At 50.4% G+C, this 15,262-nt stretch carries 15 protein-coding genes; all 15 read right to left on the bottom strand.

Annotated elements, in window-relative coordinates; all coding sequences use genetic code 11:
* Positions 1-36: 36 nt before the first annotated feature.
* The 15 genes from rpsB to flhA all read right to left on the bottom strand — a co-directional run bounded on the left by rpsB (position 37) and on the right by flhA (position 15,261).
* The gene (rpsB, locus tag KJS57_RS06405) at positions 37-735 is read right to left on the bottom strand and encodes a 30S ribosomal protein S2 (RefSeq protein WP_211021381.1); all 699 of its coding nucleotides are present in this window, start codon (positions 733-735) and stop codon (positions 37-39) included.
* A gap of 258 nt (positions 736-993) precedes the next feature.
* Positions 994-1,590: a hypothetical protein gene (locus tag KJS57_RS06400; protein WP_213654146.1), complete on the bottom strand. Its 597-nt coding sequence runs from the start codon at positions 1,588-1,590 to the stop codon at positions 994-996.
* Positions 1,587-2,264, bottom strand: coding sequence for a hypothetical protein (locus KJS57_RS06395; protein WP_213654145.1), 678 nt, complete (start codon positions 2,262-2,264; stop codon positions 1,587-1,589). The genes KJS57_RS06400 and KJS57_RS06395 overlap by 4 nt, the downstream gene beginning before the upstream one ends.
* 289 nt (positions 2,265-2,553) lie before the next feature.
* The gene (locus KJS57_RS06390) at positions 2,554-2,880 is read right to left on the bottom strand and encodes a hypothetical protein (protein ID WP_211021378.1); all 327 of its coding nucleotides are present in this window, start codon (positions 2,878-2,880) and stop codon (positions 2,554-2,556) included.
* 33 nt (positions 2,881-2,913) lie between these two features.
* On the bottom strand, positions 2,914-4,320 hold the full coding sequence (locus KJS57_RS06385) for a flagellar assembly protein A (RefSeq protein ID WP_213654144.1): 1,407 nt from the start codon (positions 4,318-4,320) through the stop codon (positions 2,914-2,916).
* Positions 4,321-4,363: 43 nt separating this feature from the next.
* Entirely contained in the window at positions 4,364-5,152 is a 789-nt protein-coding gene (locus tag KJS57_RS06380; RefSeq protein ID WP_211021376.1) for a FliA/WhiG family RNA polymerase sigma factor, read from the bottom strand.
* A 15-nt stretch (positions 5,153-5,167) separates the two neighbouring features.
* Positions 5,168-5,614, bottom strand: a complete 447-nt coding sequence (locus KJS57_RS06375; protein WP_213654143.1) for a hypothetical protein — start codon at positions 5,612-5,614, stop codon at positions 5,168-5,170.
* Between the two features lie 2 nt (positions 5,615-5,616).
* Positions 5,617-6,114 carry a chemotaxis protein CheD gene (locus KJS57_RS06370; protein WP_211021374.1) on the bottom strand — a complete coding sequence of 166 codons (498 nt, stop codon included), beginning with the start codon at positions 6,112-6,114 and terminating at the stop codon, positions 5,617-5,619.
* On the bottom strand, positions 6,107-6,733 hold the full coding sequence (locus KJS57_RS06365) for a chemotaxis protein CheC (protein WP_211021373.1): 627 nt from the start codon (positions 6,731-6,733) through the stop codon (positions 6,107-6,109). Before KJS57_RS06365 ends, KJS57_RS06370 begins: the two co-directional genes overlap by 8 nt.
* 3 nt (positions 6,734-6,736) lie before the next feature.
* Entirely contained in the window at positions 6,737-7,198 is a 462-nt protein-coding gene (locus tag KJS57_RS06360) for a chemotaxis protein CheW (RefSeq protein WP_211021372.1), read from the bottom strand.
* Between the two features lie 58 nt (positions 7,199-7,256).
* Positions 7,257-9,332: a chemotaxis protein CheA gene (locus KJS57_RS06355; RefSeq protein WP_211021371.1), complete on the bottom strand. Its 2,076-nt coding sequence runs from the start codon at positions 9,330-9,332 to the stop codon at positions 7,257-7,259.
* Positions 9,333-9,361: 29 nt separating this feature from the next.
* The gene (gene cheB / locus KJS57_RS06350; protein ID WP_211021370.1) at positions 9,362-10,834 is read right to left on the bottom strand and encodes a chemotaxis-specific protein-glutamate methyltransferase CheB; all 1,473 of its coding nucleotides are present in this window, start codon (positions 10,832-10,834) and stop codon (positions 9,362-9,364) included.
* A 31-nt stretch (positions 10,835-10,865) separates the two neighbouring features.
* Positions 10,866-11,756, bottom strand: a complete 891-nt coding sequence (locus KJS57_RS06345) for a MinD/ParA family protein (protein ID WP_211021369.1) — start codon at positions 11,754-11,756, stop codon at positions 10,866-10,868.
* Positions 11,753-13,228, bottom strand: coding sequence for a flagellar biosynthesis GTPase FlhF (gene flhF, locus KJS57_RS06340; RefSeq protein WP_211021368.1), 1,476 nt, complete (start codon positions 13,226-13,228; stop codon positions 11,753-11,755). The genes KJS57_RS06345 and flhF overlap by 4 nt, the downstream gene beginning before the upstream one ends.
* A complete protein-coding gene (gene flhA / locus KJS57_RS06335; RefSeq protein ID WP_211021367.1) occupies positions 13,225-15,261 on the bottom strand; it encodes a flagellar biosynthesis protein FlhA in 2,037 nt (678 codons plus the stop codon). Before flhA ends, flhF begins: the two co-directional genes overlap by 4 nt.
* Position 15,262 lies beyond the last annotated feature (1 nt).

Genomic DNA, 15,262 nt, shown 5'->3' with positions numbered 1-15,262 from the left:
CCTTTTTAATTTAATTCTATCGGTATTGTTTCAATATTAAGCCGTAGTTTGCTCGCCTTGGTTTGCTTCGATTACAGCGTCAGCCATTTTGCTGGTGAGCAGTTTAACCGCGCGGATCGCGTCATCGTTACCAGGAATCACGTAGTCGATTTCGTCCGGATCGCAGTTGGTATCAACGATACCTACGATTGGGATACCCAATTTGCGGGCTTCAGCAACCGCGATGCGTTCTTTGCGAGGATCGATGATGAACAGAGCGCTTGGCAAGCCCTTCATATTCTTGATTCCGCCCAGGAATTTCTCGAGACGATCTTTTTCTTTGCGAAGAATGATAACTTCTTTCTTAGGCAAGACAGCGAAAGTACCGTCTTCTTCCCAAGATTCCAATTGCTTCAAACGGTCGATCCGCTTTTGAATCGTTTGGAAGTTGGTCAGCGTACCGCCGAGCCAGCGTTGGTTAATGTAGAATTGACCAGCGCGTTCTGCTTCTTCCTTCACGGAGTCTTGAGCTTGTTTCTTCGTGCCTACGAAAAGAATGGTGCCATTCTCTTCAGCTACGCTTTTAACGAAGTTATAAGCTTCTTCAACTTTCTTGACCGTTTTTTGCAGGTCGATAATGTAAATTCCGTTTCTTTCAGTGAAGATATAACGATCCATTTTCGGGTTCCAACGACGAGTCTGGTGTCCGAAGTGAACGCCTGCTTCAAGCAGTTGTTTCATGGAGATTACTGCCATCTTCACGCACCTCCTAAGTTTGGTTTTTTGATGCTTCCTCCGCCGGCCTCATCTTCCGTCAAGACTCTCATTATGAGAGCACCCTTGATGAAATCGGTCAGCGTGCGTTATAACACCGTCAATTAATATACCATAAGTAAATACACGATGCAACCAAGTTTGCGGCTTGGACGCCAAAAAGCGAGAAGATCTCCAATTAAGAAACAAAAAAAGCCCCTATTCAGGAGCTCGCTGTATCCAAACTACAATATTTTCTCTTTATTTTACGGTACTTGAAATCTTCGAAATAATGGAGCCGAAATCTTCCCCTTGTTCAAAGGTAAAGGTACCGGTACGCACTTTGTAATTGATCTTCTTGTCTTTCGCAGCCTGCAAGAAGGCTTCCTTGTCGCTGATCACGCCTGCCTTGAGCAAACCCTCCGCCACGCCGGTCAGCGTGCTGCCGTGGGAGATCTTGTAGGTCACCGTGGCTTTGTCAGGCTCTTTGGGAGATGCCGGAGAGGTCGTTTCAGGGACGGAGACAGCGCCTTTTCCCCCCGGTAAATCAGGATCGTCAGGGGCGCCCGGTGTGTTCGGCGCATCGGGATTTGAAGGATCCACGGGATCTTCCGATTCGATTCCTTCATCCAATCCTGCTTGCTCTTGCTCAGCCTTCTCCTGCCACTCTTCCTCGGTCAATAGTTCCTGATCGGCCGAGACAACCTTCAAATTCAATGCGGCTGCCGCTTGCTCGATCTGTTCCTTTGTTTGCAGCTTACCGTTTGGTCCCTGGCCGATCATCATAATCTGCAACAGCAACGCGCCTACGATCAGACCGATGCCAAGACCTGTCATAAATTGACGATTGCGGATCATCGGGATTCCTCCCTCTTGGCAAGCTGAAGAATAAGCTGAACTTCCCCGCGTTGGAGACCTGTGCTTTTGGCGATCGTATCCACGGATTTCCCCTTTGCATACAAATCAAACAACTCCGGGTACCGGTCGCGAACGGACTCGGTCAACTCCGGCTCGAGCGTGTCCGGCTGGGAAGGTTCCGGTTGAGCGGTTGCGGGAATGATAGATTCAGCGAGCCCGGACACCTGGGAAGCGGCGACACCGGGAAGTCCTTCCGCAACATTATACGGTGCACCAGCAACTTCAGGCTTCCAGGTTGTCGAGTCAATATCCGAAGAAATCTTACCCTGAACAGCCGCCGTAACCTGCTCGTCCTGTTCCAATTGCTCCAGCCGGGAAGCATTAGACCTGGATGTAAACTCCACATCCGCCAAACGCTGGCGCAGCTCGGCAATCTGCTCTTGATGGGCCAACTGTTTTGAAGTGAAATCCTGCTTCATCTGAGCTACAAGGTCGATCAATTCCTCATTCTCTCTCTCGATCTCGGCCATATACTGCTCCAGCGTAGCTTCAAATCCGTCCGAAACTCCAGGCTTAGAGCTCGCAGCAGGACTTCGTCCCGGCAGAAGCAATGCATAGACAAGCGCCGCCGCCCCCAAAAGTACAATATAAAACCATGGATCTCCAAATGACAATGTAATCCTCACCTCTTGCTGTAAAAATGCGTGTTCAAAAAGTCAGGTTTTCAGGACCGAAGCGTATGCTTTCGAAGTGCGTTTTTGCAAAACGCTTTAGGTCGGATGAAGTTAGGGACTGAGTCGCGGAGCTAAACGTTTTCGTAGAAAACGACTTCGTAAGCATTTGCTCATGGGGTACGTGAGCAACGGAAGGCCCGGCTGAATTCAAGATTCGACGTCGAATCCGCTTCATGATCTACTTCGTCGTGGAAAGATGACTTTTTGAACAACCTCTAAAATAAATAGTCTAAAGGGACAAGTCGATATGTTTCCCCTTATACGGATGATCAGCCGGCTGTTGTTCCTTCTCCTGTGCCGCCTGTTTCTCTTCTGGTGAAGCTTGGCCCTGGCGTTGATTACCCGAGGAAGAACTGTCCTCCCGTTTTATTGTCCTGTTGTGCGCGCTTTCGTCAACATTCGAACTCCGGTGACGGTCGAGCTCGCGTTCCTTCATGTTCGCCGTGGATAATAAACTTTGATCGATCTGAGGTCTTTGCTGCGCTTCTTGCTGAATACGTCCAACTTCCTGGGTCCGGGGAACGGCGATTTGCAATTCAACAGCTTTCAAATCCATACGATCACCTCATCATTCAATCGACATAAGGTTCTATACGTAAGCCGACATAGTAATATCACCTTCGCTGAAATAAAAGGACATGCGTGAAATCGGTTCCTTAATGTATTTGGTATACCGGCCAATAACGATTTTTGAACCGCCGTATATCATTTTCAGGACATCCACCTGAGCTTTTCCGGTATCTTCCAAAGCCTTTTCAATATTAAGCATCCGGTCTTTCAGGTCGTTCATTTCCTGGATATGCAATTTTTTGGTCAATCCCAGTTTTGAGCGCATCTCTACCTTATCCGGAGTCAATTTGCCCAAAGAAGCGAGTTGGTCCAACAGAGTCAGGGCCTTTTCGGACTTGTCCAAGTTTGCCATAATTTCTTTGACTTGCTGACGTAGTTCCATCAGTTCATTGCGAAGCTCGGGCAGCACGCCGACCTCAATCGATGTCGTCGTCGACATCGGATTCCCGATAATTCGTGCAGTCACTTTTTCGCCGGCTTGAATGCTGCCGCCTACGATTAAGCCTTTGGTTCCGCTGCAAATGACGTCTTTTCCTGCACGGATATTGGAATGCATGATACTTTGGGTCACTACTACATTTTCACCCGCCAGCACGTTGCCGTCCTGGATGAAAGAACTCTTGATATTTTGTCCGGCTTTGACCAAGCCTTTGTTATAACCGATGATTCCGCCGGTAATCTCGATGGAACCTTCCGCATACAATTCGGCCCCTTCTACGCCGCCAACAACACGAATATCCCCGGCCGCACTGACTTTGAAACCGGTCAGAACATTGCCGCGGATGACGACGGTACCTACAAAATCAATATTTCCCGTACTGTAATCGACATCACCGTTAACCTCGTAGACAGGAAACACATTCAACTTTCCTTTGTCCGTCTGGGTAACCAACCCGTCGATGGCCGCGTACATAGCGGTTTGCTCGGGATTCAACACCACATTTTTGCCGACCTTGAATCTGGCGTCTTTTCCCGCTTTATTAGGAATGGCTTCACCGGTTACTGCCGTTCCGGGCCGACCGGGAAGCGGAGGAACTAATTCGGCGATTAACTGCCCTTTCCGGACATTATTAAGACGACTAACCTCTTTGTAATCCACTTTGCCGTCATCGGTTTCCAAAGGCTTAAATCTGACATCATCCATAGGAACCGCATAACGAATTGAACCATCTTCCCCTTGCTGAGGTTCTACGCCGATCGCAATCGGCGTTTTGCTGAAGAAGTATTCTCTCGGATTGATGGCAAACCGTTTCACGATATCTTCCTGAATTCCATATTTAATGCCCTGGGAATTCAGAAACTGATGGAGCGCATCCATAGTACAGGAGAAGTCCTCTTCTTTTTCCATAAATTGCAAGTAGGCTACTGTCTTGTCGTCATTTAAAGTGATACTCAGGATTTGCCCCAAATCATCCGTAAATTGCATGAGTCGTTCCTCCTTCCATCTACTTATAAGAAAATGAGCTCCTCTAATCCTCCCGCATAAGCAGGTCGCGGTGCTTTTCCAAACTGCCGCGCAGCCGCAGTATTGCCTTGGAATGCAATTGGGAGATCCGTGAAGGCGATAAAGACATCACTTCTGCGATTTCACTCAGAGATAAATCTTCATAATATAACAGAGACACGACCGTGCGTTCCTTCTCCGTCAATTTTTCAATCCCTTTGGCAAGTGATTCACGCAAATAAAACTCCTGCACTTTATAGTCGGGATTCTTTGCTTTATCGTCAACAAGCATGGACAGCCGTGTCTCCGATTCTTCTTCCCGGATCGGATCTTCCAGTGAGCAGAGCGTCATAACCGCAACTTCCTGGAGCATGTTCTGAAACTCCTTCTCGCTGATGTTCAAGTGCTCGCTCATTTCCATATCCGTGACAGTCCGAAGATACTGCTGTTCGAGCTGCTGGTATCCTTCTTCAATTTTTTTGGCTTTCTCTCTTACGGAACGGGGAACCCAGTCCCCCTGGCGCAGTCCGTCCAAGATCGCTCCTCTAACTCTCCACGAAGCATATGTTTCAAACTGTAGTCCGCGTTTATAATCGAATTTCTCGACAGCGTCAATCAGCCCCATAACTCCGTTGCTGGATAAATCATCTTTGGAAACATTCTTGGGCAGACCGACCGCCAGACGTCCCGAAACGTAGTCGACAATATGCAGATACTTCTCGATAAGTTGTTTCTTGGCCTCTAAATCACCGTGTTCCTTCCATCTTTCCCAAACATCGGCGTAATTCAGAGGGGATGTCTTCCGCTCGTTCAATTGCCTTCACCCTCCTTATTTTTCTGTCAGGTGACGAACGACCTTAGCCAGCTCTTCAGGATCTTTGTCGTCAAGTGTTTTAACTAATTTAGGCGGATGGAGTGGTGTAAACTCGTGAGCCTGTGATTGCGACTGGTTGTCCGGCGACTGCTTCAATAATTCGTTCAATTCCTCGCTTTGATCCGGCGTCGTAAAATCGAGGCTGTTTCCTTTGTCTAACTCTTGCACTTGCTCTTGTTCCTGCAGCGCTGCAGAAAGATCACTGGCATCCGAACGGACGTCCTGCTCCTTCAAAAAGGCGAAGACCCAGCTTCCCGCGAAACTCAGGAAAAACCAAGCTGCAAATCCGATAAGTCCCCGGATAAAACTGGTCATAAACAGATTATTCCCGGCCGAAACGGCAAAAGTAATTAAGAATCCGATAAATCCAATAAGAAGAAAGTACCTGAATTTTCCTGACATAGCTACAATTCCTTTATACCCATTTGTACACTGCGTATGAATAATATACCCGTTTCACAGTCGAGTTCGATCGTTCTTCCGTAATTTCCCCCCGTATCTTCGGCTAGGAGCGGAATGCCGAGCTGCGACAGCATCGCTTTGCAGGATTCCACATTTCTTGGACCGATCCGCATCGAGTCTCCGGTTCCGGCAAAGGTAAACATTTGCGATCCCCCTGCCATTTTGGCAACCAGTCGACTTTGCGAGGCGCCGAGCGCCTTTAGCTTGTTAACCAGCTCCGGGACTGCCGTGTCGGCATACTTGGCAATGTTCAACGCACCTTCCCGCGCGATTGAGGACGAAGGGAGCATGACATGAGCAAGGCCGGCCAGCTTGAGCAATGGATCAAATAATGTTACCCCTACACATGATCCAAGCCCCGTTGTGCGGATTAACCCCTGTCCGCGAATCACATTCAGGTCCGCCATGCCAACCTTAACGATATGCTGCTCATCAATCATGGCTCATTGGCACTCCCAAAGCAGCGAAAATTTTTGCAAAGGACTCGGGGTCTGGAATCAGGAAAAACTGTCCTTCCACTTCATGCTTGCCTTCGATGAAGGTCGTATCAATCAGCATGGCGGAATCGCCCATTTCTCCAAATTGCAGCAGCCCATAGCTTAGTATTGCTCCCGCCATATCCATCGCAAGCGCTGGAACGGTTGGGGTCATTGAAAGCGAGGTGAAATCGGCAAGGGAAGAAATATAGGACCCGGCCAATATATTTCCGATCTCCGAGATCGCAGACCATTCCATTTCGGAAAAGCTGTCCCCGCTTTCGACTTCGATGCCTGCAAGGCGATGCAAGAGCTTCTTGGCCGCCTCCGGGCTAAGAATAAAGAATAAATTGCCCGGCGTATCCCCTTCGACCCGGAAAAAGACGGCAAGCACGATTTTCTCGGCTCCGCCTACCCGCTCAGCAATCGCTTCGAACGGCAGCATCTGAACTTTAGGAACCGCCATGTCAATCGGCTTATCCAGCAGTCTGGAGAGTGCGGTGGCCGCGTTTCCAGCGCCGATATTGCCGACCTCCTTCAACACGTCCATTTTGAATTCCTCAAAGTCCTTAAACAGATCCACCGGTTATCCCTCTAAACTTTCCAATTGAATAATTTCACTGCGGTTCAGTACTTCTGATAAATTCAGCATTACAAGCAGACGTTCGTCGGAAAGACGCGCCACCCCTTGCAAATACTTCGCTTTGACGCCTCCGACCACATCGGGAGGAGAATCGATAGAGTCCGAATTCAAGTCGATAACATCATTCGCCGAATCGACGATAAACCCAACCTCCATCTCATTGGCCGCCACGATAATAATCCGTGTTTGATCGCTATGCTCCGCTTCCGGCAGGCCAAAACGTCCGCGTAAATCAATGACCGGAATAACGACGCCGCGCAGATTGATTACGCCTTTGACAAAAGAAAAAGTCTTGGGCACACGGGTAATCGGCATCATGCGTTCGATCGTTTGAACCTTGTCCACTTCGATGCCGTATTCTTCTTGCCCCAGTTTAAAAACGATGACTTTAATTTCCTCTCCCATGGGGATCCCTCCTTATTGGTCCCGGCTTAAGTTTGCGCAGCCGGGTTGAAAAGCAGCTTTATTTAATGAAAGCATTCGGATCTATAATCAAAGCGACTTGCCCATCCCCTAGAATGGTAGCACCGGCTACACCTTGAACAGGAGGCAGATACTTACCCAGGTTCTTGATTACAATTTCGTTCTGACCGATAAAGTCCTCAACCGTCAGAGCTGCAAGCCTGTCCCCCTTACGGACGACAACGATTTCCGTCTCTTCTTCGGACTTCTCATCGAAGTCCCGTACATCAAACAGCTCGGCTAATGACATTAACGGGATATGGGAATCACGGTACGGGATCATCGTGTAGCCGTGAACCTTACGAATTTGCTCCCGTCTGATAAGTCCCGTTTCCACGATGGAGGACAATGGAATCGCATATTTCTCAGATCCGACCTTGATCAACATCGCTGAAATGATCGACAGCGTCAATGGGAGCTGAACCGAAAACTTCGTGCCCTTTCCAAGCTTGGAATCTACCGAGACAACTCCGCTGAGCGACTCGATTTTTGTTTTAACTACATCAAGTCCTACGCCGCGGCCGGAGATATCGGAGATCACTTCTGCCGTACTGAAGCCCGGAGCAAACAATAACATAAATACCTGCTCATCGGTTAGGGTACTGGCTTCGCTCTCAGTAACAACGCCGTTCTTCAAAGCCTTCGCAAGCACTTTGTCGCGATCGATGCCGTGGCCGTCATCCTCGATTTCGATAAATACGTGGTTTCCGCTGTGGAACGCGCGCAATTCCACTGTTCCGGTTTCCGGTTTGCCCGCAGCAATCCGTTCTTCCAAAGGCTCTACGCCATGGTCCACGGCGTTCCGCAGCAGATGGACCAGAGGGTCCCCGATTTCATCGATCACGGTCCGGTCGAGTTCAGTTTCGGCCCCGACGATGATCAGATCGATTTTTTTGTCCAGCGATTTGGCCAAATCCCGAATCATCCGCGGGAAACGGTTGAATACGGAGTCGATTTGAACCATCCGCAGCTTCAGGACAATGTTTTGTAAATCGCTGCTGACCCGGCTCATATGCTCCACGGTTTCGGTCAGATCGGAGCGTTTCACTTCATAAGCCAGCTGTTCAAGGCGGGATCGGTCAATCAGAAGCTCACTGAACAAATTCATCAGTACATCCAGGCGATCGATATCGACCCGAATCGTTCTGGAAGGTGCTGCCGACACGGCGGAAGGACGGGCGCTCGTTTTGCCTTCTTCCGGCTTGGCTGCTTTACTGCCGGCAGCCGGCTTCTCCGCATTATTCGCAGTCGGCTCGGCAGCTTCTACAGCGACTGAAGCCTCTTTAATTCCTGAATCCAGCTGGCTCAGTGTCTCATGATCCAGCAGCGCTACCTGAGCCGAATCAATCTCGGACAGATTCATAATCATGCCTTGAAGTTCCGCAGCCTCTTTTTGAGTTATGTAATAGAGAGAGAAGCTCCGGTCGAACTGTTCCTGCTCGATTTCCTGGACAGACGGATGCGATTTCACAATTTCCCCGTACCGTTCCAACAGGTCGAACACCAGATAAGCACGAGCGGCTTTCAATTGGCAGTCTTCCCTTACGGCCACTTCGATGTACATTACTTTGTGTCCTTCGGTAATCGATTGCTCGAGGACCGAGTATTGGAATTCATCCAGCCGAATGGCCGCACCGCTTGCAGACGAAGCCTTATCAGCCGCTTTCGCGCCCGATTGTTGCCCGGAAGGCGCTATATCGCCGCGGACAATCGATTGCAAGGAGGCAACGATCGAACTTACATCCTCTTTGCCTTCCCCTCCCTGGGTAATATCTTGAACCATGGATTGCAGAGCATCAAGACTTTGGAACAAGGTATCAAAAATAAAATCCTGCATTTTAAGTTTATCGTTGCGCACCAGATCCAGCACATTTTCCATTTGATGCGTCAGGGAGGACAAGTCCTCGAAGCCCATTGTGGCAGCCATGCCCTTCAGTGTATGGGCGGAGCGGAAGATTACCTGTACGATCCCGAGATCATCAGGACGGTTCTCCAGTTCCAGCATATTTTCGTTTAATGACTGTAAGTGATCATTCGACTCATCGATAAACATGGATAAATATTGGTTCATGTCCATGGTGAGGCACCTCCTTCAAGAGATTCCGTTTATTTCACAACTTGTGCAAGCTTGAAACCAATTTCATGCAACGGCAGTACCTGACTGACGCAGCCCATTTCGATCGCCGAGCGGGGCATTCCGTACACAACGCAGGATTCCTCGCTTTCCGCGATCGTGGAAGTTACACCGGCTTCGTACAGCCGTTTCATGCTTCTGGCTCCATCGCTGCCCATACCGGTAAGGAGTACAATGTGCCGCTTAAGAGTTTGCAAGGGCAGAAGTGAATCATACATGACATCGACAGACGGCCTGTGCCCATTGCGGGGCTCTTGCCCCGTCAGAGACACCTTATAGCTTCCGTCCGAGGCCGGAACTACATTTAAATGATAGCCGCCGGGTGCAACATAAGCGGTACCCGCCTCAAGCCTCATTCCTTCTTCCGCTTCCACCACGTTTAATTCACTCAAACTGTTCAAGCGCTGGGCCAACGATTTGGTAAAATTCGGCGGCATATGCTGCACGATCACGATAGGAGCCGGGAAGTTGGCAGGAAGCTTTTCCAGCACAGCCTTTAACGCTTTGGGACCGCCGGTTGAAGTTCCGATCGCAACCAGGTCGGTGAATTCCGTGCGGGCCGCGGCTTCTTTTGCTCTTTCCCTCTCCCGCGCAGCCTGCTCTAATTCCGCAGCTTGCCTTGACGGCGGTTCGGCCGGACGACGTTGCCCTGGTTTCGCCGTTGCAAGCGTCTCCGCTTTGCTTCGGGTCTTAGGCGAAACCGCCTGGTGCAAATCTTCCTTGTCTACTTTGGCGTCGCTCTGGACGATGGCCGTCCTGCTCTCCGGCCTTGTAGCCGATGCAGCCGGAGCCGGTTTGGCGTCGGTTATAGGTTTCGCCAAAGGCTTGCGGGAAGCCGGAACTTCCTTCGCTTCCGAATTCCGCTTCGGTTGATCTGCCGAAATCCCCCGGTCCAACAAGGACTCCCTGGACTTTCCGGGTTTCCTTTGGGCCGGCGCCGTGCTTAGGCTTGTCAGATGCAAGGCCGAGAAGCCCAGTTCGACCGGAGGCAGCCGCTCCGGAGCTTTGGTCTCCAGCGCAGCCGCCCTAGCCGCCCTTCGCTCCTTAGCCAGCATCGCAACCCTGATTTGCTCCCTGAGCTCTCGTCCCACCTGTTCGATATCATGTGAGCTGGTGGATGCCGAAGGCTTGCGGATAAAATCAAACGCTCCGAGTTCTAGAGCCATAATCGTCTCCCGCATTCCCTGCTCATTGATGCCCGATAGCATAATCACCGGTAAAGGGTGCTGCTCCATAATGTGCTTTAGTGCCTCAAGCCCGTTCATCTCCGGCATTTCGACGTCCATGGTGACAAGGTCCGGCGAGAGCGACTCTATAAGATCAAGCGCTTCCCTTCCGTTCTTGGCGGTACCCTGCACTTGAAATGCCGGATCCTGTTCAATAAGATCGGAAACGATTTTCCGCATAAACGCCGAATCGTCAACTACCATCACCCGATAAGGCATATCTCGTTCCACTCCTGTCCTTTATACAGAATCATTTTGCGCGCTTAAGCCATTTATGCATAAATCCTTTGATTCCTGACAAAGTATCCTTTGACTTCAGTTGTGGAACATCCATATATTTCATTGCCAGGCTTCGAATGTCTCGTGCTGCCGGACAACCCGGGAAAGCGGCAGAAAACGGAATCTGTTTCTTCACCGCCTGCATGACGTGTGCGTCATCGCTCAAATACCCAAGAGTAGGAATATCCATATCCAGAAACTGCTTCGCGACTAGCGAAATTTTATCAGCAACCTGCTTGGCTTCGCTTTCACCCGCGACCCGGTTGATGACCAGCCGGAACGCTACATCCTTCTCCAGCCCGTGCACCACCTTGATGAGTGCGTAAGCATCGGTTATCGAGGTCGGCTCAGGGGTCGTTACAACCAAACACTCGTCGGCGGCAGTTATAAACTTCAAAGTTTCCTTGGAGAGTCCTGCCCCGGTATCAAAAAGGATGAAATCCATCTCTTCCGATATCTGCTCGATCTGAGAAGTAAAGTAGTTGAGATCCTGTTCCGACAAGGTAAACAAATCCGTCATGCCGGAACCTCCCGCAATAAAGGGAAGTCCGCCGGTTCCAAGCTCGATGATCTCCGTGATGTCCCGTTCGCCTTTCAATAAATGATAAAGACTGTATCTCGGGCGAACTCCCATCAAAACGTCGATATTGGCCATGCCGATATCAGCGTCAAAAATGAGGACTTTGCTTCCAAACGACTTTAAAGCGAGAGCGAAGTTGAGAGTAAAGTTGGATTTTCCGACCCCACCCTTTCCGCTGCTTACGGTAATAATACGGGCATTGCTCTTTTTACTTATTGACTGCGGGTCAAAACCGCTTCGGGAAGTTACCAGTTGTCGAAGAGCTTGCGCCTGGTCGCTCATGAGTTACGAGCTCCTGTAATCAAATCCAGCAGCAATTCAGAATCCGCCGTCAGCAAGTCGTCAGGGACATTTTGTCCGTTGGCAATATAGGAAACCCGCAGAGGGTAGTCGTGAATCAAGTTGTACAAAGGGCCCACGCTTTCCGTTTCATCCAGTTTGGTGAAAATCACTTTGTCCAGCCCGTACCGGCTGAAATGCTCCGTAATTTTCTTCATGTCTTGTGTCTTTGACGTCAGGCTTAGGACCAGATAAGTCTCGCTTTGCTCCGACGTGCTGAGCATGCTGTGCAGTTCGGCCACATGAATTTCGTTCAAATAATTCCGCCCTGCCGTGTCCATCAAGATCAAATCGCAATGGGAGAGCCTTTGCATCGCTCTCTGCACGTCGCCCGGTGATTGAACGACTTCAAGCGGCACATTTAAAATCGAAGAATACGTTCTGAGCTGCTCTATAGCCGATATCCTGTACGTATCAGCCGTTATAAAGCCTACCTTTTTGTGTGCCCGGAAAATTTGATCCGCAGCCAGCTTCGCAATCGTAGTCGTCTTTCCGACTCCGGTAGGTCCGGCAATGTAGACGATTTTGGTCTCGTCCTGAATACCTTCCCCGATACGACCTTGCAGGAAGGAAGCGGCCTCGGCTCTTACAGCAGCTTCCAGCACATCCGATGAAGCCGATTTGCCGGATTCGATCCATTCCCGATAAGCGGCATCAATCCACTTCTCAACCAGGTCCGCGGACAACTCCTGGCATTCCAGTCGGCTCTTAATCGCCGGCAGGGGTTCAGGAAGCTCTCTGCTTTCGTGCTGCTGTCTCGCCAATTGACCGATCCAGGTCTTCATCTCGCGAATCTCTTCGAGCAGCTTCTCTTCCTTCAAGCTAAGCACTTCTGCCGGCTTAGGGGCCGGCGATGCTGAAGGAGCAGGGGGCCTCTTCTCTTCCAAGGAGGCTTGTCGCAACGCTTCGTCCCATCTACTGGCAGCCGTCTCCTCCCTGGCGATGTCAGGCCTAGCGATCCCATCAGATGGCTGTTTTCGCACGGATGAGACTGTCGACATCGGCATGGACGCCGCGACCGGCAACTCCTCCCTTTCCTGCAGCCCGGGCATCATCGCGGGACGCGCCTGCTGAGCAGGTCGGGTAGGCTGAGCGGCCGGAGGCAACACTGTGTTGCCCGCTCCCGATGAAGAAGGAGACGTTAATTGGGAGGATTTACGGTAAACATCCGGAACCGCCTGCCTCGCCATCGGAGTCTGTGCAATGCGCGCCGTCTGCGGCTGCGGTTTGGAAGGAGATCCGTCGTTGCCTTCAGAAGCTGCGATGACCTCAATCTTTCTTTTGCCGAATAATCCCATAAATCCGCCGACCTTCATATCTTTGGTACTCAAGATGACGGCATCGGCTCCCAGTTCGGTGCGTATTTTGGACATGGCGTCCGGCATCGTGTCGACGATATAACGTTTTACTCTCATAAGTTCACCACTCCGACACTCTGAATTTCTACGTTAGGTTCAAGTTCACTATAGGACAGTACCGGAATATCCTGCATGCTTCTCTCAATAACCTGCCGCAAATACATCCGGATCGTTGGTGAAGTCAATACGATCGGCTGCTGACCGGTCTGAAGCAGGCGGTTAATCTGCTCCGATAGCTTTTGGAAAAGAGTCTGTGTCGACATCGGATCAAGCGCCAAATAGCTGCCTTGATCGGTCTGCTGCACACTTTCCGCAATCTTCTTCTCCAGCGTAGGCCCCACGGTGATTACCCTCATCGTTTCACCCTGCTGCGTATATTGCTGGGTGATTTGTCTGGATAGCGCCTGTCTGACATATTCCGTCAAAACCTCGGGGTCCTTCGTATAAGTCCCGTAATCAGCCAGGGTTTCAAATATCGTTACCATATCGCGAATCGAAATCTTCTCACGCAGCAACTTGGCCAGCACCTTCTGCACATCCCCGATGGAGAGCAAGGAAGGAATCAGTTCGTCGACAAGGACAGCGTAATTCTCTCTCAAATTGTCGACCAACGCCTTTGTCTCCTGTCTTCCCAGCAGCTCATGCGCGTGTTTCTTGATCAATTCGGTTAGATGCGTAGCAACAACGGACGGCGGATCGACCACGGTATAGCCGGACAACTCTGCCCGGTCCTTAGTGGATTCATCGATCCAAAGCGCAGGAAGCCCGAAAGCAGGCTCCTGAGTCTCAATGCCTGTAATCGAATCGTCATCCATCCCGGGACTCATTGCCAAATAGTGATTAAGTAGTAATTCACCACCGCCAACGACATTTCCTTTAATTTTGATGACATATTCATTCGGTTTTAGTTGAATATTGTCGCGAATGCGGATAACCGGTACGACAAGCCCCATTTCAAGCGCGCATTGGCGCCTGATCATAATAATCCGGTCGAGCAAATCTCCGCCCTGTCCCGTATCGGCCAGCGGGATCAACCCGTAACCGAATTCGAACTCGATCGGATCGACCTGCAGCAGGTTGATCACGCTCTCCGGACTTCGTACCTCTTCGATTTGCTGCTCCTCTTCCTGAATCTCCTGCTCAATTTGTCTTTTGTCGAGATTCTTCTGCATCCGCCTAGCGGCATATATCATCAATCCCGCAAAAGGAAGCGTGGTCCAAGGACCGATCGGCGTAAACAATCCGAGCAGCGCGATCGTACCGGCAACGATATAAAGAAGCTTGGGATACGTAAACAACTGGCCTGTGATGTCATCGGCCAGGTTTCCTTCAGAGGAAGCCCGCGTAACGATAAGACCGGCTGCCGTAGAAATAAGCAGTGCAGGAATCTGACTGACCAGACCGTCCCCGATCGTCAAGATCGAATAAGTCGAGAGAGCGTCCCCGAACGACATACCATGAATGGTCATCCCGATGATAAAGCCGCCGATCAGGTTGATAAGGAGGATGATGATACTCGCAATCGCATCGCCCTTGACGAATTTACTCGCCCCATCCATCGCGCCATAAAAATCGGCTTCGCGTTCAATCTTGCTCCGGCGCTCACGGGCTTGCTGTTCATTGATCAGCCCTGCGTTGAGGTCGGCGTCAATACTCATCTGCTTACCAGGCATCGCATCGAGAGTAAAGCGGGCCGCTACTTCGGCTACGCGCTCTGACCCTTTCGTAATTACGATAAACTGCACAACCACCAGAATCAGGAAGACTACGAAGCCGACAACAGGCTCCCCTCTTGAAATCCAGGACCCGAAGGTTGCTACGACATGGCCTGCTTCGGCCTGTCCTAGAATCAACTTCGTAGTCGATACGTTCAGCGCCAGCCTGAACAGGGTCGTAATAAGAAGCATCGCCGGGAAAATGGAGAACTGTAGCGCTTCCTTCGTGTTCATGGCTACGAGCAAAATCATTAATGCAATGGATATGTTAATGATGAGAAGAATATCCAGCAGCAAAGTCGGGATCGGAACGATCATGATTAGAACAATGCCGATAATGCCTACTAGGATGAATATATCTTTGAACTTCTTCACC

Origin of the sequence: Paenibacillus vini (genome assembly GCF_018403325.1) — a bacterium.
GTDB lineage: Bacteria > Bacillota > Bacilli > Paenibacillales > Paenibacillaceae > Fontibacillus > Fontibacillus vini.
Note: the sequence above shows the minus strand (reverse complement) of the source record. Positions and strands in the feature narration are given on the sequence as shown.

Bases quoted from the DNA above. Each gene is read 5' to 3' on its own strand.
- rpsB (WP_211021381.1), bottom strand. From the start codon at position 735: ATGGCAGTAATCTCCATGAAACAACTGCTTGAAGCAGGCGTTCACTTC.
- KJS57_RS06400 (WP_213654146.1), bottom strand. From the start codon at position 1,590: ATGATCCGCAATCGTCAATTTATGACAGGTCTTGGCATCGGTCTGATC.
- KJS57_RS06390 (WP_211021378.1), bottom strand. From the start codon at position 2,880: ATGGATTTGAAAGCTGTTGAATTGCAAATCGCCGTTCCCCGGACCCAG.
- KJS57_RS06385 (WP_213654144.1), bottom strand. From the start codon at position 4,320: ATGCAATTTACGGATGATTTGGGGCAAATCCTGAGTATCACTTTAAAT.
- KJS57_RS06375 (WP_213654143.1), bottom strand. From the start codon at position 5,614: ATGTCAGGAAAATTCAGGTACTTTCTTCTTATTGGATTTATCGGATTC.
- KJS57_RS06370 (WP_211021374.1), bottom strand. From the start codon at position 6,114: ATGATTGATGAGCAGCATATCGTTAAGGTTGGCATGGCGGACCTGAAT.
- KJS57_RS06360 (WP_211021372.1), bottom strand. From the start codon at position 7,198: ATGGGAGAGGAAATTAAAGTCATCGTTTTTAAACTGGGGCAAGAAGAA.
- KJS57_RS06355 (WP_211021371.1), bottom strand. From the start codon at position 9,332: ATGGACATGAACCAATATTTATCCATGTTTATCGATGAGTCGAATGAT.
- cheB (WP_211021370.1), bottom strand. From the start codon at position 10,834: ATGCCTTATCGGGTGATGGTAGTTGACGATTCGGCGTTTATGCGGAAA.
- KJS57_RS06345 (WP_211021369.1), bottom strand. From the start codon at position 11,756: ATGAGCGACCAGGCGCAAGCTCTTCGACAACTGGTAACTTCCCGAAGC.
- flhF (WP_211021368.1), bottom strand. From the start codon at position 13,228: ATGAGAGTAAAACGTTATATCGTCGACACGATGCCGGACGCCATGTCC.